Annotated in this window: 22 protein-coding genes and 1 pseudogene; 5 read left to right on the top strand and 18 right to left on the bottom strand. The window is 69.1% G+C overall.

Features of this window, described 5'->3' with window-relative positions; genetic code table 11:
* Positions 1–121: 121 nt before the first annotated feature.
* From V5F59_RS17440 to alr, 3 genes are all read right to left on the bottom strand, one after another.
* Positions 122–1,153 carry a LacI family DNA-binding transcriptional regulator gene (locus tag V5F59_RS17440; RefSeq protein ID WP_393976472.1) on the bottom strand — a complete coding sequence of 344 codons (1,032 nt, stop codon included), beginning with the start codon at positions 1,151–1,153 and terminating at the stop codon, positions 122–124.
* Positions 1,154–1,335: 182 nt separating this feature from the next.
* A complete protein-coding gene (locus V5F59_RS17435) occupies positions 1,336–2,601 on the bottom strand; it encodes a D-amino acid dehydrogenase (protein WP_393976471.1) in 1,266 nt (421 codons plus the stop codon).
* 13 nt (positions 2,602–2,614) lie between these two features.
* Positions 2,615–3,790: an alanine racemase gene (gene alr, locus V5F59_RS17430; protein ID WP_393976470.1), complete on the bottom strand. Its 1,176-nt coding sequence runs from the start codon at positions 3,788–3,790 to the stop codon at positions 2,615–2,617.
* Between the two features lie 130 nt (positions 3,791–3,920).
* Here alr and V5F59_RS17425 point away from each other — a divergent pair, with 130 nt between their 5' ends.
* The gene (locus V5F59_RS17425) at positions 3,921–4,379 is read left to right on the top strand and encodes an Lrp/AsnC family transcriptional regulator (protein WP_393976469.1); all 459 of its coding nucleotides are present in this window, start codon (positions 3,921–3,923) and stop codon (positions 4,377–4,379) included.
* 25 nt (positions 4,380–4,404) lie between these two features.
* Here V5F59_RS17425 and V5F59_RS17420 read toward each other — a convergent pair whose 3' ends face one another.
* On the bottom strand, positions 4,405–5,196 hold the full coding sequence (locus tag V5F59_RS17420; RefSeq protein WP_393976468.1) for an FCD domain-containing protein: 792 nt from the start codon (positions 5,194–5,196) through the stop codon (positions 4,405–4,407).
* Between the two features lie 321 nt (positions 5,197–5,517).
* Here V5F59_RS17420 and V5F59_RS17415 point away from each other — a divergent pair.
* Together V5F59_RS17415 and V5F59_RS17410 are read left to right on the top strand one after the other, a co-directional pair.
* Positions 5,518–5,727, top strand: a pseudogene (locus tag V5F59_RS17415) (L-lactate permease); the annotation flags it as partial.
* 104 nt (positions 5,728–5,831) lie between these two features.
* Complete coding sequence (locus tag V5F59_RS17410; RefSeq protein WP_393976467.1) at positions 5,832–6,992, top strand: alpha-hydroxy acid oxidase; 1,161 nt, start codon at positions 5,832–5,834, stop codon at positions 6,990–6,992.
* On the opposite strand, the gene V5F59_RS17405 is transcribed toward V5F59_RS17410, so the two are convergent.
* The 6 genes from V5F59_RS17405 to V5F59_RS17380 all read right to left on the bottom strand — a co-directional run bounded on the left by V5F59_RS17405 (position 6,993) and on the right by V5F59_RS17380 (position 12,534).
* Positions 6,993–8,063, bottom strand: coding sequence for a 2,3-butanediol dehydrogenase (locus V5F59_RS17405; RefSeq protein ID WP_393977060.1), 1,071 nt, complete (start codon positions 8,061–8,063; stop codon positions 6,993–6,995).
* Positions 8,064–8,087: 24 nt separating this feature from the next.
* Complete coding sequence (locus V5F59_RS17400; RefSeq protein ID WP_393976466.1) at positions 8,088–8,438, bottom strand: carboxymuconolactone decarboxylase family protein; 351 nt, start codon at positions 8,436–8,438, stop codon at positions 8,088–8,090.
* Positions 8,439–8,452: 14 nt separating this feature from the next.
* The gene (locus V5F59_RS17395; protein WP_393976465.1) at positions 8,453–9,253 is read right to left on the bottom strand and encodes a glucose 1-dehydrogenase; all 801 of its coding nucleotides are present in this window, start codon (positions 9,251–9,253) and stop codon (positions 8,453–8,455) included.
* A 62-nt stretch (positions 9,254–9,315) separates the two neighbouring features.
* A complete protein-coding gene (locus V5F59_RS17390) occupies positions 9,316–10,464 on the bottom strand; it encodes an acetoin dehydrogenase dihydrolipoyllysine-residue acetyltransferase subunit (RefSeq protein WP_393976464.1) in 1,149 nt (382 codons plus the stop codon).
* A 12-nt stretch (positions 10,465–10,476) separates the two neighbouring features.
* A complete protein-coding gene (locus V5F59_RS17385; protein WP_393976463.1) occupies positions 10,477–11,499 on the bottom strand; it encodes an alpha-ketoacid dehydrogenase subunit beta in 1,023 nt (340 codons plus the stop codon).
* A gap of 27 nt (positions 11,500–11,526) precedes the next feature.
* Complete coding sequence (locus V5F59_RS17380) at positions 11,527–12,534, bottom strand: thiamine pyrophosphate-dependent dehydrogenase E1 component subunit alpha (RefSeq protein ID WP_393976462.1); 1,008 nt, start codon at positions 12,532–12,534, stop codon at positions 11,527–11,529.
* Between the two features lie 333 nt (positions 12,535–12,867).
* Between V5F59_RS17380 and V5F59_RS17375 the strand changes: the two genes are divergently transcribed.
* Positions 12,868–14,832 carry a sigma-54-dependent Fis family transcriptional regulator gene (locus V5F59_RS17375; RefSeq protein WP_393976461.1) on the top strand — a complete coding sequence of 655 codons (1,965 nt, stop codon included), beginning with the start codon at positions 12,868–12,870 and terminating at the stop codon, positions 14,830–14,832.
* Between the two features lie 285 nt (positions 14,833–15,117).
* Here V5F59_RS17375 and V5F59_RS17370 read toward each other — a convergent pair whose 3' ends face one another.
* The 8 genes from V5F59_RS17370 to V5F59_RS17335 form a co-directional block, all read right to left on the bottom strand.
* Positions 15,118–15,573 carry a YybH family protein gene (locus tag V5F59_RS17370; RefSeq protein ID WP_393976460.1) on the bottom strand — a complete coding sequence of 152 codons (456 nt, stop codon included), beginning with the start codon at positions 15,571–15,573 and terminating at the stop codon, positions 15,118–15,120.
* A gap of 240 nt (positions 15,574–15,813) precedes the next feature.
* On the bottom strand, positions 15,814–16,419 hold the full coding sequence (locus tag V5F59_RS17365; protein ID WP_393976459.1) for a K(+)-transporting ATPase subunit C: 606 nt from the start codon (positions 16,417–16,419) through the stop codon (positions 15,814–15,816).
* An 11-nt stretch (positions 16,420–16,430) separates the two neighbouring features.
* Positions 16,431–18,527, bottom strand: a complete 2,097-nt coding sequence (kdpB, locus tag V5F59_RS17360; protein ID WP_393976458.1) for a potassium-transporting ATPase subunit KdpB — start codon at positions 18,525–18,527, stop codon at positions 16,431–16,433.
* Positions 18,528–18,552: 25 nt separating this feature from the next.
* Complete coding sequence (locus V5F59_RS17355) at positions 18,553–18,729, bottom strand: hypothetical protein (RefSeq protein WP_393976457.1); 177 nt, start codon at positions 18,727–18,729, stop codon at positions 18,553–18,555.
* Between the two features lies 1 nt (position 18,730).
* Positions 18,731–20,461: a potassium-transporting ATPase subunit KdpA gene (kdpA, locus tag V5F59_RS17350; RefSeq protein ID WP_393976456.1), complete on the bottom strand. Its 1,731-nt coding sequence runs from the start codon at positions 20,459–20,461 to the stop codon at positions 18,731–18,733.
* Positions 20,462–20,471: 10 nt separating this feature from the next.
* Entirely contained in the window at positions 20,472–20,561 is a 90-nt protein-coding gene (locus V5F59_RS17345; RefSeq protein ID WP_393976455.1) for a K(+)-transporting ATPase subunit F, read from the bottom strand.
* Positions 20,562–20,626: 65 nt separating this feature from the next.
* Positions 20,627–20,818 (bottom strand): hypothetical protein, encoded by a 192-nt coding sequence (locus tag V5F59_RS17340; protein WP_393976454.1) that lies wholly within the window; start codon positions 20,816–20,818, stop codon positions 20,627–20,629.
* A 63-nt stretch (positions 20,819–20,881) separates the two neighbouring features.
* Complete coding sequence (locus tag V5F59_RS17335) at positions 20,882–21,142, bottom strand: RAG2 PHD domain containing protein (RefSeq protein WP_393976453.1); 261 nt, start codon at positions 21,140–21,142, stop codon at positions 20,882–20,884.
* A gap of 392 nt (positions 21,143–21,534) precedes the next feature.
* On the opposite strand from V5F59_RS17335, the gene V5F59_RS17330 reads away from it, so the two are divergent.
* On the top strand, positions 21,535–24,900 hold the full coding sequence (locus V5F59_RS17330) for a DNA translocase FtsK (protein WP_393976452.1): 3,366 nt from the start codon (positions 21,535–21,537) through the stop codon (positions 24,898–24,900).
* Positions 24,901–24,917: the final 17 nt, after the last annotated feature.

Raw genomic sequence — 24,917 nt, 5'->3', positions numbered from 1 at the left:
CCATCGTGGCGTCCTCCCGTGTTCTTCTGGATCGTTCGGGTCATGAGCAATGGGTGCGCAAGCCATGAACAATCGTTTGTTCTAGGCTGTCAGAGGTGACGTGACCCGTCAAGGCGGAAGTTCAGCGGGAGGCAGGGCCTGTGGATGCGCGGCCGATGAGGGCGCCCGGCGGCAGGGGCGGCACGGGTTCCGGATGCTCGCCGGCCAGCAGACGGATGAGCATGGTCGCGGCCACCCGCCCCATCTCCTCCGTGGGCATCATCACGGTGGTGAGGCTTGGATACAGCATGGCGGCCACCGGGGCGTCGTGAAGGCCCACCACCGACACGTCCTCGGGGATGCGCAGGCCAGCCTCGTGCAGCACGCCCATGGCGCCAGCGGCCGAAACCAGGGTGGCGGCGAGCACTGCCGTGGGCTTTTGCGGGAGCAGGGCGCGCATGGCGGTCGCGCCGCCCTCCGCGGTGTAGCCGGCGGTGGCGACGAGCCTTTCCTCATAGGGAATGCCGGCGGCGGCGAGGCCCTCGCGATAGCCTTCGAGGCGCTCCAGCGCATTGAAGCCCTGGGCCCGCCCCGCCAGATGGGCGATGCGCCGGTGGCCGAGGGCCGCCAGGTGCTCCACGCCCCGGCGTGCGGCGGCGCGGCTGTCCAGAACCACGGAGAGCGGAGCGCCGGGCAGGATGCGGTTCATGAGCACATAGGGCACCCGCGCCGAGGCGAGGTCCGAGCGGAGCACCTCGTCGTCATCGAGGCTCGCCACCAGCAGGCCGTCCACCCGATTGGTCTGCGACAGCTTGGCGATGCTGGAGGCGGCGGCGCCCGGCTCGCGATGGGAGATGAGGAGGGAGTATCCCAACTCCGCCGCCGCCAGCTCCGCTCCCCGGATCGCCGAGGCGAACACCGGATTGTCGAGCTGGGGCACGACGATGCCGAGGGTATCGGTGCGCGCCGTGCGCAGGCCGCGGGCCAGGGGATTGGCGCGGTAGTCCAGCTCCTCTGCCACCTTCAGGATTCGGTCCCGCGTCTCCTTGCGCACGCGCTGGGCGCTGTCGCCGCGCAGGACCCGGGAGGCGGTGGACATGTCGACGCCCGCCACCCGCGCCACGTCGGCGAGGGTCGGCCGGGAAGGGAAGGAGGGGGTCGTTCCGCGTGTCATCGGGAGCCGGATCTGCCCATATTGAATCGCCCAGGCCGTTCAATATGGGCAGTCGATCCGTCTCTATTCAATCAGTTAGAAGGCGATTTACCGATCAAATGGAGCCGCGGAGCGGTTCGATATGATCGGATCGCGCGCTCGCCAGGGACTGTCTCACACGCCCCGTCGCCTCAAAAGCGGCCTCAGGCGGCGTCCGCATACCGGGCGACGGAGAGGTCGGCTGTGTCGATGTCCGGCGCTTGGCCGCCGATCATGTCGGCGAGCACGCGGCCGGAGCCGCAGGCCATGGTCCAGCCGAGCGTGCCGTGGCCGGTGTTGGTGTAGAGATTGCCAAGGGTAGTCGGCCCGATGATGGGCGTGCCGTCCGGCGTCATGGGTCGCAGACCGGCCCAGAAGCTGGCCTTGGAGACGTCGCCGCCAGCCGGGAACAGGTCGCTCACGGAGAAGGCGAGGGTCTGCCGTCGCGGCTCGCGCAGGTCCAGGTTGAAGCCCGCCAGCTCCGCCGTGCCGCCGACGCGGATGCGGTCGCCGAGGCGGGTGATGGCGATCTTGTAGGTCTCGTCCATCACCGTGGAGCGCGGCGCGGCCTCCGGGTCCACGATGGGCAGGGTGAGGGAGTAGCCCTTCACCGGATAGACCGGCAGGCGGATGCCGAGCGGGGCCAGCAGCGCCGGCGTGTAGCTGCCCATGGCCGCCACGTAGAGGTCCGCCGTGAGCACCTCTCCGCCCGCCAGAGCGACGCCGGTGACGCGGCCGCCTTCGTGGCGCAGGGCCTCAATGGTGGCGCCATAGCGGAAGGTGACACCCTGCCGGGCGCAGATGATCGCGAGGCGCTGGGTGAAGAGGTGGGCGTCGCCCGTCTCGTCGCCGGGCAGCCGCAGCCCTCCCACGAACTTCTCCCGCACGCGCGCCAGCGCCGGCTCGGCGCGGATGCAGCCGGCGGGGTCCAGAAGCTCGTATGCGACGCCGTGGGCGTCGAGCACCTCGGTGTCGGTGTGCACGTGGTCCAGCTGCTTCTGGGTACGGAACAGCTGGAGCGTGCCAAGGGTGCGCTCGTCATAGGCGATGCCGGTTTCCGTGCGCAGCGCGTCGAGGGCATCGCGGCTGTATTCGGCGAGACGGACCATGCGCGCCTTGTTGCGGCGGTAGGCCGCCTCGGTGCAATTGGCGAGCATCTTTGCCAGCCACAGGTAGAGCTTGGGGTCGAGGCTGGGCCACAGTACCAGCGGCCGGTGGTGCATGAGCAGCCACTTGATGGCCTTCACCGGGATGCCTGGCCCGGCCCAGGGTGCCGAGTAGCCGGGGGAGACCTGCCCGGCATTGGCGAACGAGGTCTCCAGGCCGGCGCCCGGCTGGCGGTCGACGACCGTGACCTCATGCCCCGCCTTGGAGAGGTAGTAGGCCGAGGTGGTGCCGATGACCCCGCTGCCGAGAATGAGGATGCGCATGGCCTGAGCTCCTTCAGAGGCCCAGATGGCGGCGCGGATAGCGCGCCCCGAGGCTGGTGAGAATTTCGTAGCCGATGGTGCCGGCATCGCGGGCGATGGCGTCGAGGTCCTGGTCGGGGCCGATGAAGTCCACGAGGTCGCCGGCATGGAGGGCGCCGGCGGGAAGGGCGCTCGCGTCGAGGATCACGCTATCCATGGAGACGCGGCCGACGATGGGCAGGCGGACCCCCCGGAACCAGCCGGCCCCGCGGTTGGAGAGGCTGCGCAGGAAGCCGTCCGCATAGCCGATGCCGATGGTGGCGAGGTGCGTCCTCTCCGTTGTATGCGCCGTGTGGCCATAGCCGATGGCGGTGGCGGCCGGTACCTCGCGCAACTGCACCACGCGCCCCTGGAGGCGGATGGCGAGCTTCAGGGGATTGGGAGCGCCGGCCTGGGGGGCGATGCCGTAGAGCGCCGCGCCCGGCCGCACGAGGTCGAAATGATAGTCCGGCCCGAGGAAAATGCCGGAGGAGGCGGACAGGCTTGCCGGCACGCCCGGCAGGCGGGCGCAGGCGGCGGTGAAATCATGGAGCTGTGCCGGGTTGGCGGGGTTCCCCGGGCTGTCGGCGCAGGCGAGGTGGCTCATGTGCAGCACGAGGTCGAGCCCGGAAAGGCCGCCGCCGTTGACCAGGGCATCGAGCTCGCCACGGGAAAGGCCGAGCCGAGCCATGCCCGTGTCGCTCTGCAGGATCGCCGGCAGGCGCCGGCCCATGGTGCCGGCGAGGCGTGCGTAGTCCCTCACCTGTTCGGTGGAATTGAGAACCGGAAGGAGCGTGTGGGCGGGGAATTCCCCTTCCGTCCCCGGCATGGGCCCGTGCAGGACGGCGATGCGTGCGCCGCCGGGCAAGATGCGGCGCAGGGCGATGCCCTCGTCGAGATGCGCCACGAAGAAGGTGCGGCAGCCGGCGGCGGCGAGGGCAGGGGCGACCCTTGCCGCGTCGAGCCCATAGGCATCCGCCTTCAGCACGGCGGCGCATTCGGCCGAGGGGGCATGTCCCACCAGCGCGCGCCAGTTCGCGACGATGGCGGCGAGATCGATGGTGAGGATGCCGCCCGCCCGGGCCAGGGCCGGGTCCGGCACACCGACGGGGACGGACAGCGGATCTGAGATCGGATCGACGGAGCGGGGCATGGGGCGCATGGCGTACATCAAGGCTCGTCAGCGATCCTGAAAGTCTACCGCATGGCCTGCTGTCTTTCCTGTCATCCCGTCGCAGGCTATGTTGCTGACAGGCGAATTTTCGCAATTTCCGTTCAAATCTTCGCATAAGATTCGAAGCATGGTTCTGGACGACATCGACGCTCACATCGTCCGCCTGCTGCGGATGGACGGCCGCATGCCCAATGCGGACCTCGCGGCCGCCGTGGGGCTTTCGCCCTCTGCCTGCCTGAGGCGGTTGCGCCTTCTGGAGCGCAACGGGGTGATCCGGGGCTATACCGCCATCGTCGAGATGCCCGGGCCGCGCGACAGCCTGGTGGTGCTCACCCAGATCACGCTGGAGCGGCAGACCGAGGATTTCCTCAACCGGTTCGAGACCGCGGTCCGCCGCTGCCCGGAGATCACAGATTGTTATCTCATGACGGGGCTGGCGGATTATCTGCTCAAGATCGAGGTGAAGAACGCCGCCGACTACGAGCGCCTGCATACGGATGTGCTGTCGCGCCTGCCGGGGGTGGCGCGCATCCAGTCGTCCTTCGCCATTCGCACCGTGGTGAGCGGGCGGCCCGCGGGGCCGTGAGGCGCGCCGGCCGGGCCGCCCTGTCTTACTGCCGGCCCTTCCCGGAGCGCGAGGCGATGTTGCCGCCGTCGATGCGCCGCAGGGAGATTTCCAGCCGCGCTTCGGAGGCGGCGATCTCGGCGATCACCCGCCGGGTGTAGCTCATGTGCGCCTCGGCGCACCGGCCGGCGGCCTCCGGATCGCCCGCCAGGATCGCCTCGAAGATGGCGCGATGCTGCCCGCGCAGCACCTCGCGCACTTCCGGGCGCGCGTAAAGCGTCTGGCGATTGTGAAAGATGCCCCGCCGCAGCATGCCGGACAAGGCGCGCATGATGTGCAGCAGCACCAGATTGTGGCTCGCCTCGTAGATGGCGAGGTGCAGGTCCACGTCGGCCTCCGCCTCGTTTGCGGCGTCGGCCTTGCCATGGGCGGCATCGATCCGCGCCATGCAACGGCGGAGCATCTCGCGGTCCACCTCGTTGGCGCGGGTGGCGGCGAGGGTGGCCGCCATCATCTCCAGGTTCGCCCTGAGCTCCAGATAATCGTCCACCACCGTCTCGTGGGAGGAGAGCAGGCCCAGGAGCGGGTCGGTGAAGCTGGAGCCGAGGGGCGCGACCACCCGGCTGCCGCTGGCATCCGCCACCAGCAGGCCCTTGTCTTCCAGGATCTTCATGCCCTGCCGCAGCGTCGGACGCGAGACGTTGAGCCGCACGGCCATCTCGCGTTCCGGCAGCAGGGGCTCGCCGGGCCGCAGCGCGCCTTCCACGATCAGCTCCTCGATGTGGCGCGCGGTGCTCTCCGCGGCGCTCGCCCCCTTGATCCCGTCCTTGGTCACCATGCCCCTCATGCCGCCGAGGTGGTTTGAAACAATCGTATTCGCGCGGTCGCCCCCGTGAAAGGGATTTCTCCTGTTGACATTTTTGGTCAAAACATTTTACCAAAATTTCGAGGCTGGGTTACAAGAAAACCGGACGGGCGCCAAGCCGGTCGATTCTGGAGGAACCATAGGGCCCCCGCTCGACCGGACCGTCGCCGCACGCCAAGGCCCATGCGGACCAGGGCCATGCGGAGGCGCCGGCATTTAACCTCAACCTCGTCTCGGGCTTCCTGCTCGGCGACAGCTTGCTCGGCTTCATGCGCATCTATGGCAAGACGCTCTCTCAATCCGATGCTCATGGCGGCGGGCAACAGTTCGGGCGGCGTGGACGGCGAGAGATTGACGCGCAGAGCATCGTGGTCGCCTCCACCGCCATGCGCGGGCATGAAGGCTCCCTCTTTGCGCCACGTGTCCTTCCATTCGGTCGCGGTGGGCTGCCTTGTGCTCGCCCAGACCTATCTGCGGCCTTCACCGACACGGTGCCACCCGTGACTGGAGTGCCGGGGGCCCACTGACGGAACGCGCGCCGGCGGGTTTGTCGCCGGCGCTTTCGGCCTCGCCGGCTCGCTCCGGCCCTCGGCCCAAGGAGAGACGAAATGCTCGAGAATGCGCTTACCATCGACGACCTGAAGGCCCTTGCCCGCCGGCGCGTGCCGAAGATGTTCTTCGATTATGCGGATTCCGGTGCCTGGACCGAGGGCACCTACCGCGCCAACGAGAGCGATTTCGCGAAGATCCTGCTGCGACAGCGCATCCTGGTGGACATGACCGATCGCTCGCTCGCCACCGAGATGGTGGGGGAATCCGTGTCGATGCCCATCGCGCTCGCGCCCACCGGCCTCACCGGCATGCAGCATGCGGACGGCGAGATCCTCGCGGCCCAGGCGGCGGAAGCGGCGGGCGTGCCGTTCGCCCTCTCCACCATGTCCATCTGCTCCATCGAGGACGTGGCGGCGGCCACCACCAAGCCGTTCATGTTCCAGCTCTATGTGATGCGCGATCGGGCCTTCATCGAGCGCCTGATCGACCGGGCCAAGGCGGCCCGCTGCTCCGCGCTGGTGCTGACGCTGGATCTGCAGATCCTCGGCCAGCGCCACAAGGACCTGCGCAACGGCCTTTCCGCGCCGCCCAAGTTCACGCCGAAGCACGTCTGGCAGATGGCGACGCGCCCGGCCTGGTGCCTGGGCATGCTGGGCACCAAGCGCCGCAGCTTCGGCAACATCGTCGGCCATGCCTCCAACGTGGGCGACCTCGCCTCCCTGTCCTCCTGGACCAAGGAGCAGTTCGATCCGCGCCTGTCGTGGGCGGACGTGGCGTGGATCAAGGAGCGCTGGGGCGGCAAGCTGATCCTCAAGGGGATCCTCGACGCGGAGGATGCCCGCATGGCTGCGGAAACCGGCGCGGACGCGATTATTGTCTCGAACCACGGCGGCCGGCAGCTGGACGGCGCCCGTTCCTCCATCTCCGCCCTGCCCGGCGTCGTGGACGCGGTGGGTGGCAGGATCGAGGTGCATATGGATGGTGGCGTGCGCTCGGGGCAGGACGTGCTGAAGGCGGTGGCCCTTGGCGCCAAGGGCGTGTGGATCGGCCGTCCCTTCCTCTACGGCCTCGGTGCGGGCGGCCGCGCCGGTGTGGCGCGGGCGCTGGAGATCATCCGCACCGAGCTCGACATCACCATGGCCCTGTGCGGCAAGCGGGACATCCGCGCCATCGACGCCTCCATCATTGACGAGACGCCTTGGGCGCGGAGGTCCTGATCAATTGAGATCTATGAGGATTTTCAGCTCCTGGCCGGCGGGGTCGAGCAATGCCTCGAACCCCTCTCCGACCACGTCGTCGAGGCGGATGCGGCGCGTCACCACCTTCTCGGCGGGGAGGATGCCGGCACCGATCATGGAGGCGACGCGGGGCCACATGAGGGTCGGGTAGCACCACGAGCCGCGGACATCTATGTCCTTGAAGGTGATGGCGAAACCATCCACCGCCGGCTTGCCCACGTGGAGCCCCACCTGCACCACGACGCCCTGTCGCCGCACCGCATCGATGCAGGTGGAGAGCGCCGCCTCGGCGCCCACGCATTCCAGCGCCACGTCGGCGCCGACGCTACCGTCCGTCTGCGCGCGCACGGCTGCGGGGACATCGACGCTGCGGGGATTAAGTGTGATTACGTCCGGCAGGATCTGCCGGGCCATGGCGAGGCGGTTGTCGTTCGTGTCGGAGAGGAAGATGCGGCTCGCTCCCGCCGCCCGCGCGGCCAGGACCTGCAGCTGGCCGATGGGGCCGGCGCCGGTGACGAGGACGCTGGAGCCGGGCTTCACCCCGCCGCGATCCGCCGCATAGACCACCACGGCGGTGGGCTCGATGAGGGCGGCCTGCTCGTCGGACACCGTGTTCGGCATGACGAAGACGTTGTAATCATTGACGATCGAATATTCGGCCATGCCGCCCCACGGCCAGCCGAGGCCGATGATGCCGAGGCTTTCGCTCAGCTGGTAGAGGCCGCGCTTGCCGAAGTAATCCTCCCTCGGAGACACCAGGGGCTGTACGGAAACGCGGTCGCCGACCTTGACGTTGGTGACCTCGGAGCCAATGGCCACAACGGTTCCGCCGTATTCGTGACCGAGGATCTGGGGCAGCTTCGCGCCCGTGTAGGGGTGCGGTTCCACGGGGATGAAGATGGGGCCTGCGGCATATTCATGCAGGTCGGTTCCGCATATGCCGCAGAAGCGGTTGCGGATCATCACATCCCGCGGACCGAGGGTTTCCGGGGGCGCCGGAATCTCCTCCACGCGCACATCCCTCTTCGCGTGGAAACGGGCGACCTTCATCCTGGCGCTCATGAGTTTCCTCCTTCACTTGTCGTTGGTTAGCCCGTCGAATGCCGCGAGCGCGCGGCCCGCATAGACGGCCGCCGGGCCGCCGCCCATCTCGATGCAGACGCCGAGGATCTCGGCCACCTCGGCGCGGGTGGCGCCGTGGCCTTTGGTGTTGGCGATATGGAACAGGATGCAGTCGGAGCACCCCTTGTGCACGGCGATGGCGAGCGCGGTGAGCTCCTTCACCTTCGACGACAGCGCCCCGTCCTTCGAGACCTCCGACATCAGGGAGCGGAAAGCCCCCATCTGCTGCGGCAAGGCCTTGGCGAGGGCGGCGAAGCGAAGGTTCATCTCCTTCAGCTGAACCTGCTCAGGCATGGGGGACATGTGGTGCGTTTCCCTCAGGTGAAGACCATGCCGCCGTCCACGAGCAGGGACTGTCCGGTCATGAAGTCGGAAGCCGGGGAGGCGAGGAAGCGGGCCACCCCCACGAGGTCGTCGGGACGCGAGGGGCGGCCGAGCACCGCGCCGGCGGCGAAGGTGTCGAAGGCCTCGTTGTCGCGGGAGGTGAGGCCGCTGTCGCGGAAGCCCTGGTCGATCACCTTCCACATGTCGGTGGCCACCACGCCGGGGCAGAAGGCGTTGACGGTGATCTGGTCCTTGCCGAAGGCGCGGGCGGCGGCCTGGGTGAGGGCGACCACGCCGAACTTGCTGGCGCAGTAATGGGCGAGGGGCTCGTAGCCCTGCTTCGCGGCGATGGAGGCGGTGTTGACGATCTTGCCGCCGCCACCAAGCCCGCTTTTCTCCTGGGCCTTGAAGGTCTTGATGGCCTCCTGCATGCCGATGAGCACGCCCAGGGCGTTCACATCGGTGACGAAGCGCCAGTCCTCCTCGGTGATGTCGAGGAAGGGACGGGTCTGGGCGACGCCGGCATTGTTGAACAGCACGTCGAGGCGACCGAAGGCGGCGACCGCCTTGTCCAGCAGGGCGCGCACCTGTGTCCGCTCCCGCACGTCCACCGGCACGGCGATGGCGGTGCCGCCATCGGCCTTGATTTCTTCCGCCACCTTGTCGGCCGCCTCGGCCGAGAGGTCGGCGACGGTGATGCGGGCGCCGTCCTGCGCCAGGGCCCTGGCGATGGCGGCGCCGATGCCGCCGGCCGCCCCGGTGATGACGATGCTCCTGTCCTTGAGAATGGGCATGCCTCCTCCTTCGCCGTCCGCTGGCGCGGCGGCGTTGTTGTGGTTGTCGGGGGTGAAAGGGCTCAGCGACCGATGTGGGCGGCGAGCAGCTCGTTGACGCGGTTCGCCTTTTCCATCTGCACCATGTGTCCGGCCTCGGCGAGCACCTCCACCTGGGCGCGGCCGGCCAGCGCCTCCGCATGGGCGGGGGGGATCACCCTGTCGCTCGCGCCGAAGACGACGAGGACCGGCACGTCCGTCGCCTTCAGCCGGTCGGCGAGGACGCCGGCCTGCCGGCCGCCGGGGAACAGTCCGGCGGCGAGGGCGGACAGCGCCCCATCCACTCCGTCGATGCGCTTGTACTTGAGGATGTCTTCCACCAGCTGGCGCGTGACCGTCGCGGGATCATGGAACAACTGCTCCAGCACGGGCTTCATGTCGCGCCGGGAAGAGGCGGAGACGAAGCCGTCCGTATAGCCGCCGTTGATCTCCTCCCCGAGCCCCGCCGAGCCGATGAGGGCGAGGGAGGCGACGCGCTCCGGGTGGGCCAGCGCCGTCTCCATGGCGATGGCGCCCCCCATGGAATGGCCCACCAAATGCGCCTTGCCGATGCCCTGCGCGTCCATGAAGGCGAGGAGGGCGTCGGAGAGCCAGGCGAGGCTCGCCGTGCCGACGGTCTTGTCGGACTGGCCGTGGCCCGGCAGATCGACGGCGTGGACGGTGCCGGCACCGGCCAGCGCGTCGATGTTGAACAGCCAGTTGTCGAGGTCGCCGCCGAAGCCGTGGACGAGCACGATGGCCGTCTCGCCAGAGCCGCGCTTCGCATAGCGCAGCCGGCCAAAGGGGGTGTCGGCGAATTCGTATTTCGGCCCCGCCTCCGCGGCGTCCTCTTCGCCGTCCTCGGCGGGGGCGGCATAGCCTTCCACGAAGGCGTCGATCTCCTGGTCGCTCACCTCCGCGTCGGCGATGACGCCGATGAGGGCCTTGACCGGATAGATCGTGTCGCGCGCGCCGATGGCCCGGCGCAGGATGCCGGCATCGCCGGCCTCCACCACGCCCGCGATCTTGTCGGTCTCCACCTCCAGGATCTCGTCGCCCACGGCGATGCGCGTGCCCACGGGCTTCAGCCAGCCGGTGACCTTGCCTTCCGCCATGGAGAGCCCCCACTTGGGCATGACGATGGGCCTGATGCGCGCGTTTCCGGTGACGCTCTCAACCACGTTGTCCTGCATCTTCGTCCGTCCTCAGGCTGCGAGCGCGTGGGGGGTGGTCTTCAGCACCGCGGCGGCGATGGCCTCGCCGGTCGGGATGTAGAGGTCCTCCAGCACCGGGGAGAAGGGCACCGGCGTGTGTGGCGCCGTCACCATCTGCGGGGCCGCCTTCAGCGCGCCGAAGGCATGCTGGGCCACGTGGGCCGCGACGTCGGTGGCGATGGAGCAGCGCGGGTTGGCCTCGTCCACCACCACGAGGCGGCCGGTGTTCTCGACGCTTTCCAGCACCGTGTCCCAGTCGATGGGGGAGAGGGTGCGCAGGTCGATCACCTCCGCCTCGATGCCGCTCCTGCGGGAGAGGCTGTCGGCCGCCTCCAGCGCCCGCGGCACGGTGAGGCCGTAGCCGACGATGGTCACGTCCCGTCCGTCGCGCACCACGTTCGCCTCGCCGAAGGGGATGGCATAGGGCTCGGCCGGCACGTCCGCCTCGGAACCGTAGAGGTTCTTGTGCTCGCAGAAGATCACCGGGTCGTCGTCGCGGATGGCCTGGATGAGTAGGCCCTTGGCGTCATAGGCATTGGAGGGCACGACCACCTTCAGCCCCGGCACGTGGGTGAACATGGGGGTGAGCATCTGCGAATGCTGGGCCGCGGCGCGGAAGCCGGCGCCCACCATGGCGCGGATCACCACCGGCGTCTTCGCCTTGCCGCCGAACATGTAGCGGAACTTCGCCGCCTGGTTCAGGATCTGGTCGAAGCACACGCCCATGAAGTCGAGGAACATGAGCTCCGCCACCGGGCGCATGCCACAGGCGGCGGCGCCGATGGCCGCGCCGATATAGGCGCTCTCGGACAGGGGCGTGTCCATGAGGCGCTGACCGTGCTTGGCATGCAGCCCCTTGGTGACGCCGAGCACGCCGCCCCACGCATCCATCTCGCCGGGCGCGCCGGACCCGCCCACAATGTCCTCGCCGAGGAGGATGACGGTGGGGTCGCGGCGCATCTCCTGGTCCAGCGCCTCGTTGATCGCCTGCTTGAAGCTCAGCTTGCGGGCCATGGTGTTCCTCCGGTTATCGTTGGTGGCTCAGTAGGAGACGTAGACGTCGCTCAGGAGGTCCCGCGCGACAGGCAGGGGCGCCGCCTTGGCGGAGGCGGCCGCGTCGTCGATGAGCTGCGCCACCTCCCGGTCGAGGAGGGCGATCTCGGCGTCGCTGACGATGCCCGCGGCGGTGACGCGGTCGGCGAAGATCTTCAGGCAGTCGCGGTTGGCGCGGTTGAAGTCGTTCTCGCCCTTGGCCTTGTAGGTCTGGCTGTCGCCCTCGAAATGGCCGAAGAAGCGGATCATCCGGCATTCGAGCAGCGCGGGCCCGCCGCCCGCCCGCGCCCGGGCGATGAGCTCGCCCGCCGCCTTGTGCACGGCGAGGAAGTCCGTGCCGTCCACGCTCACCCCGGGCAGGCCGAAGCCGGCGGCGCGGTCCACGTAGCTCTCGACGCCGGTGGCGTAGGTGACGGAGGTGGCTTCCGCGTATCCGTTGTTCTCCACCACGAAGATCACCGGCAGGTTCCAGATGGCGGCGAGGTTCATGCTCTCCAGCACCGTGCCCTGGTTGGCGGCGCCGTCGCCGAAGAAGGTGATGCCCACGCCCCCGTCGCCACGGAACTTGGCGGCGAGCGCCGCCCCGCAGATGAGCGGCGCGCCGGCGCCGAGGATGCCGTTCGCCCCCATCATGCCCTTGGAAAGGTCGGCGATGTGCATGGAGCCGCCCTTGCCGCGGCAGGAGCCGGTTTCCTTGCCGTAGATCTCCGCCATCATCCCAGCCACGTCCACGCCCTTGGCGATGCAGTGGCCGTGGCCGCGATGGGTGGAGGCGATGCGGTCCATGTCGGTGAGGTGCATCATGACGCCGGTGGCGCAGGCCTCCTCGCCGGCATACAGGTGCACGAAGCCGGGGATGTCGCCCTTGGCGAACTCCACGTGCAGCCGCTCCTCGAAATCGCGGATGGTGCGCATGGTGCGGTAGGCCTTGATGAGCTCGTCCTTCTCGAGCGGGATCGGATTGTTGGACAAAGGCGTGGTGGAAGTCTGCGTCATGGTCTCCTCCCTCAAGGTGTTCGTTGCAGTGCGGGACAGACGCCGGGGTCCGGCAGTGGTGCTGTCCTGTTCCGTCTGCGGATTTTTGTTGGGATCTTCTTCAGCAAACGCCGGGCCAACTGCCCGAAAATCCGCAAAGGCTTGCGCATCAATACTTTCACCGCCCGCCTCGGGAGAGGCGCGTTGCGGCGCGGGCGCCACACCTGTGGCGGCGGCTGCCACAGGTGTTGCAGCGCCAGCCGGGCCGTAACTGTGGGGCAGGACCGCAATACTTGCTCTTGCCCCCGATAGGGGCGAGACTTGCCGCAAAAGAACGGTCTGGGAGGATCGTCCATGCGGCAGGAGCAGGTCGCGCACATCGACGAGCTGGTGCGCGCGGCGAGCGGCCACGCAACGCGGCGCGACGCCATCATCGAGGCGTCCTGGCGGCGGTGCGTCAATGAGCACAATCTCGATCCGGTGGTCCTGCGCGACCCCTGCATCGTGCCGGGCACGCGGCTGCGCGAGCACCAGGATGCCATGGAGGAATTCCTCCACACCGCCCGCTTCGGGGTGGAGACGCTTTACCGCGAGGTCGCCGGCCTCGGCTACGTGCTGCTGCTCACCGATGCCAAGGGCATCACGGTGGACTTCATCGGCGATCCCACCTTCGACAACAATCTCATGCGCGCCGGCCTCTATCTCGGCGCCGACTGGAACGAGCCCCACGCCGGCACCTGCGCGGTGGGCACCTGCATCGCCACCGGCGAGGCGCTGGTGGTGCACCAGACCGACCATTTCGACGCGACCCACATCCCGCTCACCTGCACCGCGGCGCCGGTCTACGACACCTCCGGCGCGCTTGCCGCGGTGCTCGACATCTCCGCCCTGCGCTCGCCCGAGCCGAAGGAGAGCCAGTTCCTCGCCCTCCGGTTCGTGAAATCCTTCGCCCACAAGATCGAGACGGCGAACCTGCTCAACCGCTTCCGCCAGGAATGGATCGTCAAGCTCGCGCCGTCCCCCGAGTTCGCGGACGTGGACCCCTCCTTCGTGCTGGCGGTGGACGGGGCGGGGCGGATCCTCGGCTTCAACGACAAGGCCCGCCGGCTCCTCCTGCGCGAGCGCGACCGGCGCCCCGGGCCGCAGGACCCCCGGCCGCTGGTGGGGCGCATGTTCTCCGATTTCTTCGACCTGGAGGTGGACGACCTGCCGCGCTTCATTCCCTCCCGCCCGGCGGCGCAGCGCATGGTGCGCCTCGCGGTGAGCGGCACGCCGCTGTTCGCCCAGGCGCAGCAGCCGCCGGCCCGCGCGGCCTCGCCCGCGCCGCTGCCGCCCGCGCCCAGCCTGCCGAAGCCGCTCGCCGCGCTCCACCACGGCGACGCGGCCATGCAGGAGGTGGCGCTGCGCGCGGCGAAGCTCGTCAACACGCAGATGAGCCTGCTCATCACCGGCGAGACGGGCACCGGCAAGGAGCATCTGGCGAAAGCCATCCACGCCGCCAGCGGGCGTTCCGCCAAGCCGTTCGTGGCGGTGAACTGCGCCGCCCTGCCGGAGACGCTGATCGAGGGCGAATTGTTCGGCTACGAGCCGGGCGCCTTCACCGGCGCGGCCGCGCGCGGCAGGAAGGGGCTGGTGCTGGAGGCGGACGGCGGCACGCTCTTCCTCGATGAGATCGGCGACATGCCGCTGGCGCTCCAGACCCGCCTCTTGCGCGTGCTGGCGGAGCGGGAGGTGACGCCGCTCGGCCGCACCCGGCCGGTGCCGGTGAACATCCGCGTCATCGCCGCCACCCACCGCGATTTGGTGGCGGAGGTGAAGGCGGGCCGGTTCCGGGAGGATCTCTACTTCCGCCTGTCCGGCGCGGTGCTCGCCCTGCCGGCGCTGCGGCGGCGGGCGGATCTCGATCGCCTCATCGCCGGCTTTCTCGCCGAACGCGGGAGCGCGGCGGGCGTGCGCTACACCGTCTCGCCGGAGGCCAGCGCGGCGTTGAAGGCCCATTCCTGGCCGGGCAACGTCCGCGAGCTCCTGAACGCGCTGGACTATGCCTGCGCGGTGGCGAGCGACGGACACATCGCCCGCGACGACCTGCCGGATCGCCTCCATTGTGCCCACGCGCTGGAAGAGGTGCACGACCCGATGCCGGCGCCCCGCGCCGTGGCGGAGGGCGGCCGGGCCCAGCTCCTCGCCGCTCTGTCGGCGCGCCAGTGGAACGTCTCCGCCGTGGCGCGGGATCTCGGCATCGACCGCACCACCGTGCACCGACGCATGCGCCGCTTCGGCATCTCCGCCGTCCGCCAGGGGGAGGAGGGGCCGGGCTGAGGGGCTTGCGGGCCACCGGAGAGCGGAGGGCGCTCCAAACCCCGCACCGTCATGCCCCAGCTGGTCGGGGGCATCCACCTGGCGCAAGCCGGACACATGCAAGGCAATCGGCGGCCAGCCTGGCGGAGCGCGTTGCGACCCCGCGGCACTGTTTGATCTTGTTGAAGAAGCGTGTTCGGCGGCTTGACCGTTTTCCCCGTTTCATGGAATCGGGGAAACGGTCTATGTCTTTGCTTTAACGCATTTTCTTCACGCGAACCGGTATTCACTTCGCTCGAAATTGTTCTAGGGCATACGGCTGGCATGGTGATGCACCAGCAGCCACTTGCCACCGCGCTTTTCGAATATGTTCGTCGCAAGCGCCGAAATGTCGAGCACGTCACCGTTCGCTCGATGCGCGTTCACCTTTTCAATACCTACGATCCAAGCGACATCGCCGTTGATCGTTACCTGCGGATTGTCCATCGCAACTGAGAAATCCTTGTACCTAACCGGATGGTCCGCATAACTTTTCTGGACGGCCTCCCAACCTAGGATCGGCGCTTTGCTTGCGGGGTGTATAACGGAAACAGACCCGTCCTGGGCCCAGGTCGCCTCAATAGCCTTGACGTCCAGCTTGGAGAACGCCTCTTCGACCTGCGTGTTCGCTGCAAGCACGTCAGCCTTGTCATCTGCGCGTGCTGGGACCGCTCCGAATGCCACCAAGAGCAAGGGTAGGAGCGAGCGACTGAAAGGCTTCATCGGTGATGGCTCCATTGCGAGAGGCATTCTTCTCAGGTTGAGCCAGCGCCGCGCCGTTCGCAACCGGCCGATTTTATGAGTACGCGGCCTGGCCCAGCCGCACCGTGGATCCCCCGAACTCGGCTGTTGCCGGGTTCCGTCTGCCCCATCGGAAGCCGGCAACAGCCGACTTCCGGACGAGCCGGGGGATGACGGAGGGGCGAAGGCCAAGGCACGCCGCGCTTCACTTGGACGGGTACGTCACTTCGGCTGGTAGTGGTCCAGCGCCAGGTTGAGGGCGAGCACGTTCACGCGCGGCTCGCCGAAGAGGCCGAGGGTGCGTTCCTCCGTGTAGAGGGCGACGAGCCGCTTCAGCTTGTCCTCGGGAATGTCGCGCGCCTTGGCGACGCGCGGCACCTGGAAGAGGGCCGCCTCCGGCGAGATGTGCGGATCGAGCCCGCTGCCCGAGGTGGTCACGAGATCGGCCGGCACCGGCGCGCCGGGGTTCTCGGCCTTCAGCGCCTCCATATCCGCCTTCACCCGGTCGGGGAGGGCGGGATTGGTGGGGCCGAGGTTCGAGCCCATGGAGTTCGCGGCGTTGTAGGGCTGCGCCACGGTCTTGGTGGCATCGGCCGGATCGGCGCCGGTGGTGGCCGAGGGGCGGCCGTGGAAGTAGTGCGCCGAGGTGAAGTTCTGGCCGATCAGCTCGGAGCCCACCACCTTGCCATCGCGGACGATGAGGCTGCCGTTGGCGGCGAAGGGGAACAGCACCTGCGCCGCCCCCGTCATGGCGAGGGGATAGGCGAGGCCGGTGATGGCGGTGAGCAGGGCCACCAGCACCAGGGCGGGACGGATTTCCTTCAGCATGGGATCACTCCTCAGACGAGGTGGAGCGCGGCAACGGCGAGGTCGATCGCCTTGATGCCGGCGAACGGCACGAGGATGCCGCCGAGGCCGTAGACGACGAGGTTGCGCTTGAGCAGCGCGGCCGCGCCGATGGGCCGGAACTTGACGCCCTTCAGCGCCAGCGGGATGAGCGCGATGATGATGAGCGCGTTGAAGATGATGGCCGAGAGGATGGCGCTCTGCGGCGAGGCGAGGCCCATGACGTTCAGCGCGCCGAGCTGCGGGTAGAAGGCCACGAACATGGCCGGGATGATGGCGAAATACTTCGCCACGTCGTTGGCGATGGAGAAGGTGGTCAGCGAGCCGCGCGTCATCAGCAGCGCCTTGCCGATCTCCACGATCTCGATGAGCTTGGTGGGGTCGCTGTCGAGGTCCACCATGTTGCCGGCCTCGCGGGCAGCCACCGTGCCGGTGTTCATGGCGACGCCCACGTCGGCCTGGGCGAGGGCGGGGGCGTCGTTGGTGCCGTCGCCGCACATGGCGACGAGCTTGCCCTTGGCCTGCTCCTCGCGGATGAGGCGGAGCTTGGCTTCCGGGGTGGCCTCGGCGAGGAAGTCGTCCACCCCCGCCTCGGCGGCGATGGCGGCGGCGGTCAAAGGATTGTCGCCGGTGATCATCACCGTGCGGATGCCCATGCGGCGCAGCTCCGAGAAGCGCTCGCGGATGCCGCCCTTCACGATGTCCTTCAGGTGGACGACGCCGAGCAGCCGCCCGTCCCGCGCCACGGCGAGCGGCGTGCCGCCGGCCTTGGCGATCTCCTCGGTGATGGCGTTGATCTCGCGCACCGCCTCGGCGTTCGGCAGGGTGCGCACGTTCTGCACGGCGCCGGAGGCGGTCACCGCCTGCATTGGGTTCTGCACATGGCGCAGGATGGCGTCCACCGCGCCCTTGCGGACGCTGGAGCCGTCCACGTCCACGCCGCTCATCCGGGTCTGCGCGGTGAAGGGCACGAACTGGGCGTTGAGGCCCGCCATGTCGCGGGCCCTGAGGCCGTATTTCTCCTTCGCCAGCACCACGATGGAGCGGCCCTCCGGCGTCTCGTCGGCGAGCGAGGCGAGCTGGGCGGCGTCCGCCAGCTCCTCCGGGCTCACGCCACGCACGGGGCGGAACTCGGCCGCCTGGCGGTTGCCCAGCGTGATGGTGCCGGTCTTGTCGAGGAGCAGGGTGTCCACGTCGCCCGCCGCCTCCACCGCGCGGCCCGACATGGCGAGCACGTTGAAGCGCACCAGCCGGTCCATGCCGGCGATGCCGATGGCCGAGAGCAGGGCGCCGATGGTGGTGGGGATGAGGGTGACGAACAGCGCCACCAGCACGATCACCGAGATGGTGCCGCCCGCATAGGCGGCGAAGCTCGGGATGGAGGCGGTGGCGAAGATGAAGATGATCGTCATGCCCGCGAGCAGGATGTTGAGGGCGATCTCGTTCGGCGTCTTCTGCCGCTCGGCGCCTTCCACCAGCGCGATCATGCGGTCGAGGAAGGTGGCGCCCGCCGCGGCGGTGATGCGCACCTTCAGCCAGTCGGAGACCACCGTCGTGCCGCCCGTGACCGCCGAGCGGTCGCCGCCGCTCTCGCGGATGACGGGCGCGCTCTCGCCGGTGATGGCGGCCTCGTTCACCGAGGCGACGCCCTCCACCACCTCGCCGTCGGAGGGGATGATGTCGCCCGCCTCCACCAGCACCACGTCGCCCACCTTGAGCGAGGTGCCGGGTACCGTGCGGAAGGCGTTGCCGTTGCCGGTGAGGAGCTTGGCGGAGGTTTCGGTGCGGGTGCGGCGGAGCGATTCCGCCTGCGCCTTGCCGCGGCCTTCGGCGACGGCCTCGGCGAAGTTCGCGAACAGCACGGTGAACCAGAGCCACAGGATGATCTGGAACGAGAACGCGAGGTTCGCGCCGCCGGTGGCGAGGTCGCGGAGGAAGAGCACGGTGGTGAGCAGCGCCACCACCTCCACCACGAACATCACCGGGTTTTTCACCATCACGCGCGGGTCGAGCTTGCGCAGCGACGCGCCGATGGCGGGCACGAGGATGGAGGGCTGAAGAAGGCTGCCGGAGCCTGAGGTCTTGGTCATGGGAGGGGATCCCGGAAAGGAGGGCTCATTTGGCCGAGAGTTGGACCGCGAGGGTCACCACCGCCTGGATGGCCGCGGCGGCCACGAGGCAGGCGACGGAGGCGATGAGGACGATCTCGGAGAACTGGAGCGGCAGGCGCCGCGTCCGCTCCCGCCCGTCGCGCGGACGGGCGGGCGGGGTGGGGGTGTGCTCCTCGCGCATCTCAGCCCCCCGCCCCGAAGCTCTGGCCCGCCTGGGCGGCCAGGTGCTCGACGATGGGCCCCAGCGAGAGGGCCGGGAAGAAGGTGAGGCCGCCGACGATGAGGATGACCCCCACCAGCATCCCCACGAACAGCCCCCCCGTGGTGGGGAAGGTGCCCGCCGAGGCCGGCACGGTCTTCTTCGCCGCCAGCGATCCGGCGATCGCCATGGCCGGGACGATCATGAGGAACCGGCCGACGAACATGGCGATGCCGAGGGTGAGGTTGTAGAAGGGCGTGTTGCCGGTGAGGCCGCCGAAGGCCGAGCCGTTGTTGGCGGTGGCCGAGGTGTAGGCGTAGAGGATCTCCGAGAAGCCGTGCGGCCCGGGGTTGGCGATGGAGGCCACCGCCGAGGGCAGCACGCTCGCCACTGCCGAGAAGCCCAGCATCATCAGCGGCAGGATGAGGATGGCGAGCATGGCCATCTTCACTTCCTTCGCCTCGATCTTCTTGCCCACGTATTCTGGCGTGCGGCCCACCATCAGCCCCGCCACGAACATGGCGACGATGACGAACAGCAGCATGCCGTACATGCCCGCCCCCACGCCGCCGACGATGATCTCGCCGAGCTCCATGTTGATGAGCGGGATCATGCCGCCCAGCGCCGTGAAGCTGTCGTGCATGGCGTTCACCGCGCCGCAGGAGGCGGCGGTGGTGACGACGGCGAAAAGGGAGGAGGCGAGGATGCCGAAGCGCAGCTCCTTGCCCTCCATGTTGCCGCCGGTGAGGCCGAGGGCGTTGAGCGCCGGCGTGCCGGAGGCCTCCGCCCACCAGGTCACCGCGACGCCAGCGAGGAAGAGCACGCCCATGGCGGCGAGGATGGCCCAGCCCTGCCTCTCGTTGCCCACCATGCGGCCGAAGACGTTGGTGAGCGCCGCGCCCAGCGCGAAGATGGAGAGCATCTGCGCGAAATTGGAGAGTGCGGTGGGGTTCTCGAACGGGTGGGCGGCATTGGCGTTGAAGAAGCCGCCGCCGTTGGTGCCCAGCATCTTGATGGCCACCTGCGAGGCCACGGGGCCGAGGGCGATGGTCTGCGTGCCGCCGTCCAGCGTGGCCGCATCCACATAGGCGCCGAGGGTCTGCGGCGTGCCCTGCCACACCAGGAACAGCGCGTAGACGACGCAGATGGGCAGCAGCACGTAGAGGGTGCAGCGGGTGACATCCACCCAGAAATTCCCCACCGTCTGCGCCGATGCCCGCGAGAAGCCGCGGATCAGCGCCATGGCGAGCGCGATGCCGGTGGCGGCGGAGAGGAAGTTCTGGTGGGTGAGCCCCAGCATCTGCGAGAGGTAGGAGAGCGTGCTCTCGCCGCCGTAGTTCTGCCAGTTGGTGTTGGTGAGGAAGCTGATGGTGGTGTTGAAGGCGAGGTCCGGCGCCACCGGTCCCATGCCCTGCGGGTTGAGGGGCAGCAGGTCCTGCAGGCGCAGCACCGCATAGAGGATGGCGAAGCCGCCCACGTGGAACAGCAGCATGGCCACCGCATAGGTGAGCCAGTGCTGCTCGCGCGCCGGATCGACGCCGCCGAGGCGGTAGAGGACGCCCTCCACCGGCCTCAGCGCCGGCGAGAGGAACGTGCGCTCGCCGGCGAACACGCGTGTCATGTAGCCGCCGAGTGGGCGCGCCAGCGCGACCACGGCGAGTACGAACACCGCCACCTGCGCGAGGCCGGCGAGGGTTGTTGCGGATAGGGTCATGGCGCGCTCCTCAGAACCGTTCCGGCTTCACGAGCGCGAGGGTGAGGTAGAAGAGGAGGCCCGCCGTGACGAGCCCCCCCAGAAGGTAATCGATGGTCATGGGTTTCTCCTTCGAAGTCCCGCCTTCGCGGCACGTCATTCGCGGGCAAGTCATTCGCGGACGGGTCAAAGTTGTTCGCAGGCATAGCCGTAGCCGATGGCCACGACGAAAAGGGACAGCGCGAGCGCGAGCACAAGGGCATCCAGCATCGGCTTTGCTCCTGAAAGAGTCCGGCGGCCGAAGACTTGACGCCGGAGAATGCGGACAGCGCCCGTTTCAGGGCACGGGCGCCAGTCTTCGCCGGGAATAATGTCCATGGCGGCATAAGGATTCGAGCCGGGCGGCGCGGCGCGGATATAAAATTCTCATAGGGATTTCACTCAGCGCCCGCGTGCGAGCGCACGGGGGAGGGGCCCCGTCAGCGCGATCCGCACCCCCAAGGGCGCAAGGCGCACCGCGCCCTGGCGGTGGCCGCTCTCGAACGCGGCGAACCGCTCGGCGGCCTGCCGGTCGCGGAACACGCCGCCGATCTGGCCGCCGGCGTCGCGCACCAGCCAGCGGCCGGAGACATCCTGGCCGACGATGAGGTCGGGCAGGGGGCAGGTGTCGGCGCGCAATCGGGGTTTCAGGGAGGTCGCCATGGCCTCGGTCCTCGGATGTCGGTTCAGGAGGGTGCGCTCCGCCCGTCCCTCGCCCTTCAGGGCGCAAGGGAGAGCGGGCGCCGGCCGGCGCACCCGGTGTCGGGTCGCGCCGGCCATGCCCGGAAGGGTGGCGAAGGAGGCATAGGGATTCGAGACGGGCCGCTCGGGTCCGCGCATAGGAATTCCATAGCGGCGGCGGCCAGCAGGACCCCGCGACGGGTCCGCGGCGCGATCGGGGGAGGGGCGCAGGCCCGGCGCGGGGGGCGCGATCCGTGGGCTTGTCCACAGGCGATGGTATTTAGAAACCATTTTCCGGTGGCGCAAACCTCCCCTTAACGGGCCCCGGCCTATGCCTTGAAACACGGCGCCGACGCTGCGGACTGTGGATCAGCATGTCTTCCTTCACCCGTCCCCCGAGACCCTTTGGCTTCTCCCCCGATTTTTCCGAGGGCACGGACGCCGGGGCGCCCCATGGCTCCTATGGCGCGCGCCTCAGGGAGCAGCCCGAGCGCGGCCGCTCCCACCCGGATCCCTATGGGCAAGAGTCCTACGGGCACGAGTCCTACGGGCATGATCCCCATGGGCGGGATGCCGGCGGCCAGGGCTCCTACAGCCACGGCGGCCACGCCCCATCCCTTTACGATCCCTATCCGTATGACGGGGCCGCGCACGATGTGCAGCAGGACAATGGCGGCGCCCCGTCCGAGGCGGCGGCGGGCCCCAGCTGGCTGAACCTGGAGCAGATCCCGAGCTGGCTGCGCCCCTTCACGCTGGATGCCAACACCCGCTTCACCCGCACGCCGGACCATTTCCTGCGGCCGCGCGACGTGGCGGCGGCCGTCATCACCTGCGAGATTTCCAACCGCGGCTGGCGCTTCGTGCTCGATCCCAGCGACGGCAAGGATCCCCCCGCCGAAGCCGAGCCCGCCGGCATCATCGACCTGCCGGACCCCGCTGCTGCCCTCGCCGCCCTTCCGCCGGCCGCAGCCTATGACCCTGAGGCCGCGACGACGCCTTTCGCGCGGGGCCTCGATGGGGCCGGCCTTCCGGCCCTGGACCAGGATGGCGCGGACTTCAGCGTTTCGGACACCGGCCTTCCGGACTTCAGCGTTCCGGACTTCAGCGTTCCGGACCTGGGCGCTTCCAACCTTCCGGTTGATCCGGCTGCGGGTCCCGAACCGGCCGCCGGCACCGTCGATCTGGCCGAGGACGGCGCGGTCGGCCTTGCCGCCGGCGCCCCCATGGCCGCTCCCGTGGCGGGTGCGATGGAGGTGCCGGCCTTCGCCGCCCCCGGCGCGGAGCCGCCCGCGGCCCCTGTCGCTTCCGATGAGACCCCTTGCGTGGAGAGTGTGGCCTTGGTGGATGTGGTTGCCGTGCCGGAGCCGCCCGAGATGCTTGCGCCGGAAGCCGTCGCCCGTGCCGCGGGCGTGCCGGAGGAGGTGCCGCCGACCCTGCGTCCCCTCGGGCGTCTGCTGCTGCTCGGCGCCGACGCCATCCCGCCGGTGATGGCCGCCGACCAGGACCTGATGGCCCTCGGCCCGCTGGAGATGGCCGTCGCCGGGGATGGCATGGAGGAGGCCGCCTTCGCCGCCGAGCGCCAGCTGCTGGACGCCGCCCGCTTCGACGCGGATGACGACGCGCCGGCCGAGGGCGATGCGCCGTTCGTCTCCGACGCGGACGATGCCTTCCACTCCCTCCTCGACGCCGTCGCGGACGACGATGAGGCGGATGAGGACCCTGCCGAAGAGGACCTGGCCGACGAGGTCCTGGCCGAAGAGGACGCTGTCGAAGCCGGGATGGACGAGGCGGAGACGGCCGGGGATGAAGACGAGGAAACCGCTGCCGCTCTGATCGGCGACGAAGAGGGCCGGCTCGTCGCGGAGGGGCTTCCCGAGGATACGCTCCTCGAGGACGAGGCGGCGAAGGAGGAGGCGATGGAAGCCTCCGGAGACGAGCTCGAAGCCGCCGGCCCCGCCGGCACGCCCGTGCCGACCCCCTCCGTCGATGCGCCTTCCGCCGAAGTTCCCTCCACGGATGCCCCCTCCACGGATGCCTGGCCCTTCGTCTGGCGGCCGTACCAGCAGAGCATCACCGCGCGCTTCATCGGCGCTGCCGCTGCCCCCGGGTTCGAGGCCGCGGCCGTGGCCCCCGTGGCTGCTCCGGCCGCCGTGGCCATGGTGCCGGCGCCCGCCGCGACCCTCCCGCCTGCCGCGGCGCCCGCCCTGGAGACCGCCGCCTCGCCTTATGACCTGCCGCCCCTCGACCTGCTGCGCGAGCCGCCGGTGGTGGAGCCGGACTATGAGATGTCCGAGGAATTCCTCGACCAGTCATCCTCCATGCTCCAGCAGGTGCTGCGCGATTTCGGCGTGCGCGGCGAGGTGATCGACGCCAATCCCGGCCCGGTGGTCACCCTGTACGAGTTCGAGCCGGCACCGGGGGTGAAGTCCTCCCGCGTCATCGGCCTCTCGCCGGATATCGCCCGGTCCATGAGCGCGGTGTCCGCCCGTGTGGCGGTGGTGGAAGGGCGCAACGTCATCGGCATCGAGCTGCCCAACCGCCGGCGCGAGACCGTGTGGCTGCGCGAGCTGCTGGCCAGCCACGAATTTGCCGACACCCACCCCAAGCTGGGCCTGTGCCTGGGCAAGACCATCGGCGGCGTGCCGGTGATCGCGGACCTTGCCCGCATGCCCCATCTTCTCGTCGCCGGCACCACCGGCTCCGGCAAGTCGGTGGCCATCAACACCATGATCCTGAGCCTGCTCTACCGGCACACGCCGGAAGCCTGCCGACTCATCATGATCGATCCCAAGATGCTGGAGCTCTCCGTCTACGAGGGCATCCCGCACCTCCTCACCCCCGTCGTCACCGACCCCAAGAAGGCGATCATCGCGCTGAAGTGGGCGGTGAAGGAGATGGAGGAGCGCTACCGCAAGATGAGCCGCCTCGCCGTGCGCAACATCGATGGCTTCAACGCCCGCGTGAAGGAGGCGGCGGAGAAGGGCGAGGTCATCACCCGCAGCGTGCAGGTGGGCTTCGACAAGGAGAGCGGGGAGGCCCTGTTCGAGGAACAGGAGATGGACCTCACTCCCTTGCCCTACATCGTCGTCATCGTCGACGAGATGGCCGACCTGATGATGGTGGCGGGCAAGGAGATCGAAGGCGCCATCCAGCGCCTCGCCCAGATGGCCCGGGCCGCCGGCATCCATCTGGTGATGGCCACCCAGCGCCCGTCCGTGGACGTCATCACCGGCACCATCAAGGCCAACTTCCCCACCCGCATCTCCTTCCAGGTGACCAGCAAGATCGACAGCCGCACCATCCTCGGCGAGATGGGGGCGGAGACGCTGCTCGGGCAGGGCGACATGCTGTTCATGGCGGGCGGCGGGCGCATCACGCGCGTGCACGGACCGTTCGTCTCCGACGGCGAGGTGGAGAAGGTGGTCGCCTTCCTCAAGGCCCAGGGCGGGCCGGACTATCTCGACGCCGTCATCCTCGACGAGACGGAGGAGGCCGACGAGGAGGACGAGGCGGTGTTCGACCGCGCCGGCATCAGCGAGGTCGGCGGCGACCTCTACGAGCAGGCCATCGCCATCGTCATGCGCGACCGCAAGGCCTCCACCTCCTACATCCAGCGCCGGTTGCAGGTGGGCTACAACAAGGCCGCTTCCCTTATGGAGCGGATGGAGACCGAAGGCATCGTCGGCCCTGCCAACCATGCCGGCAAGCGCGAGATCCTCACCTTCTCGCGGCCGGGCTGAGGGGAGAGCGATCCGAT

Source organism: Xanthobacter nonsaccharivorans, from assembly GCF_043194755.2.
In the GTDB taxonomy this organism is placed as follows: Bacteria; Pseudomonadota; Alphaproteobacteria; order Rhizobiales; family Xanthobacteraceae; genus Xanthobacter; species Xanthobacter autotrophicus_G.
This window is presented reverse-complemented; position numbering and strand designations above follow the sequence as displayed.

Coding starts and splice junctions, on each gene's coding strand:
- V5F59_RS17345 (WP_393976455.1), bottom strand. CDS start 20,561: ATGACCATCGATTACCTTCTGGGGGGGCTCGTCACGGCGGGCCTCCTC.
- V5F59_RS17340 (WP_393976454.1), bottom strand. CDS start 20,818: ATGGACATTATTCCCGGCGAAGACTGGCGCCCGTGCCCTGAAACGGGC.
- V5F59_RS17355 (WP_393976457.1), bottom strand. CDS start 18,729: ATGCGCGAGGAGCACACCCCCACCCCGCCCGCCCGTCCGCGCGACGGG.
- V5F59_RS17405 (WP_393977060.1), bottom strand. CDS start 8,063: ATGAAGGTCGCCCGTTTCCACGCGAAGAGGGATGTGCGCGTGGAGGAG.
- V5F59_RS17335 (WP_393976453.1), bottom strand. CDS start 21,142: ATGGCGACCTCCCTGAAACCCCGATTGCGCGCCGACACCTGCCCCCTG.
- alr (WP_393976470.1), bottom strand. CDS start 3,790: ATGTACGCCATGCGCCCCATGCCCCGCTCCGTCGATCCGATCTCAGAT.
- V5F59_RS17330 (WP_393976452.1), top strand. CDS start 21,535: ATGTCTTCCTTCACCCGTCCCCCGAGACCCTTTGGCTTCTCCCCCGAT.
- V5F59_RS17365 (WP_393976459.1), bottom strand. CDS start 16,419: ATGCTGAAGGAAATCCGTCCCGCCCTGGTGCTGGTGGCCCTGCTCACC.
- V5F59_RS17380 (WP_393976462.1), bottom strand. CDS start 12,534: ATGACGCAGACTTCCACCACGCCTTTGTCCAACAATCCGATCCCGCTC.
- V5F59_RS17400 (WP_393976466.1), bottom strand. CDS start 8,438: ATGTCCCCCATGCCTGAGCAGGTTCAGCTGAAGGAGATGAACCTTCGC.
- V5F59_RS17390 (WP_393976464.1), bottom strand. CDS start 10,464: ATGCAGGACAACGTGGTTGAGAGCGTCACCGGAAACGCGCGCATCAGG.
- V5F59_RS17435 (WP_393976471.1), bottom strand. CDS start 2,601: ATGCGCATCCTCATTCTCGGCAGCGGGGTCATCGGCACCACCTCGGCC.
- kdpA (WP_393976456.1), bottom strand. CDS start 20,461: ATGACCCTATCCGCAACAACCCTCGCCGGCCTCGCGCAGGTGGCGGTG.
- V5F59_RS17370 (WP_393976460.1), bottom strand. CDS start 15,573: ATGAAGCCTTTCAGTCGCTCGCTCCTACCCTTGCTCTTGGTGGCATTC.
- V5F59_RS17385 (WP_393976463.1), bottom strand. CDS start 11,499: ATGGCCCGCAAGCTGAGCTTCAAGCAGGCGATCAACGAGGCGCTGGAC.
- V5F59_RS17375 (WP_393976461.1), top strand. CDS start 12,868: ATGCGGCAGGAGCAGGTCGCGCACATCGACGAGCTGGTGCGCGCGGCG.
- V5F59_RS17420 (WP_393976468.1), bottom strand. CDS start 5,196: ATGGTGACCAAGGACGGGATCAAGGGGGCGAGCGCCGCGGAGAGCACC.
- V5F59_RS17440 (WP_393976472.1), bottom strand. CDS start 1,153: ATGACACGCGGAACGACCCCCTCCTTCCCTTCCCGGCCGACCCTCGCC.
- V5F59_RS17410 (WP_393976467.1), top strand. CDS start 5,832: ATGCTCGAGAATGCGCTTACCATCGACGACCTGAAGGCCCTTGCCCGC.
- kdpB (WP_393976458.1), bottom strand. CDS start 18,527: ATGACCAAGACCTCAGGCTCCGGCAGCCTTCTTCAGCCCTCCATCCTC.
- V5F59_RS17425 (WP_393976469.1), top strand. CDS start 3,921: ATGGTTCTGGACGACATCGACGCTCACATCGTCCGCCTGCTGCGGATG.
- V5F59_RS17395 (WP_393976465.1), bottom strand. CDS start 9,253: ATGCCCATTCTCAAGGACAGGAGCATCGTCATCACCGGGGCGGCCGGC.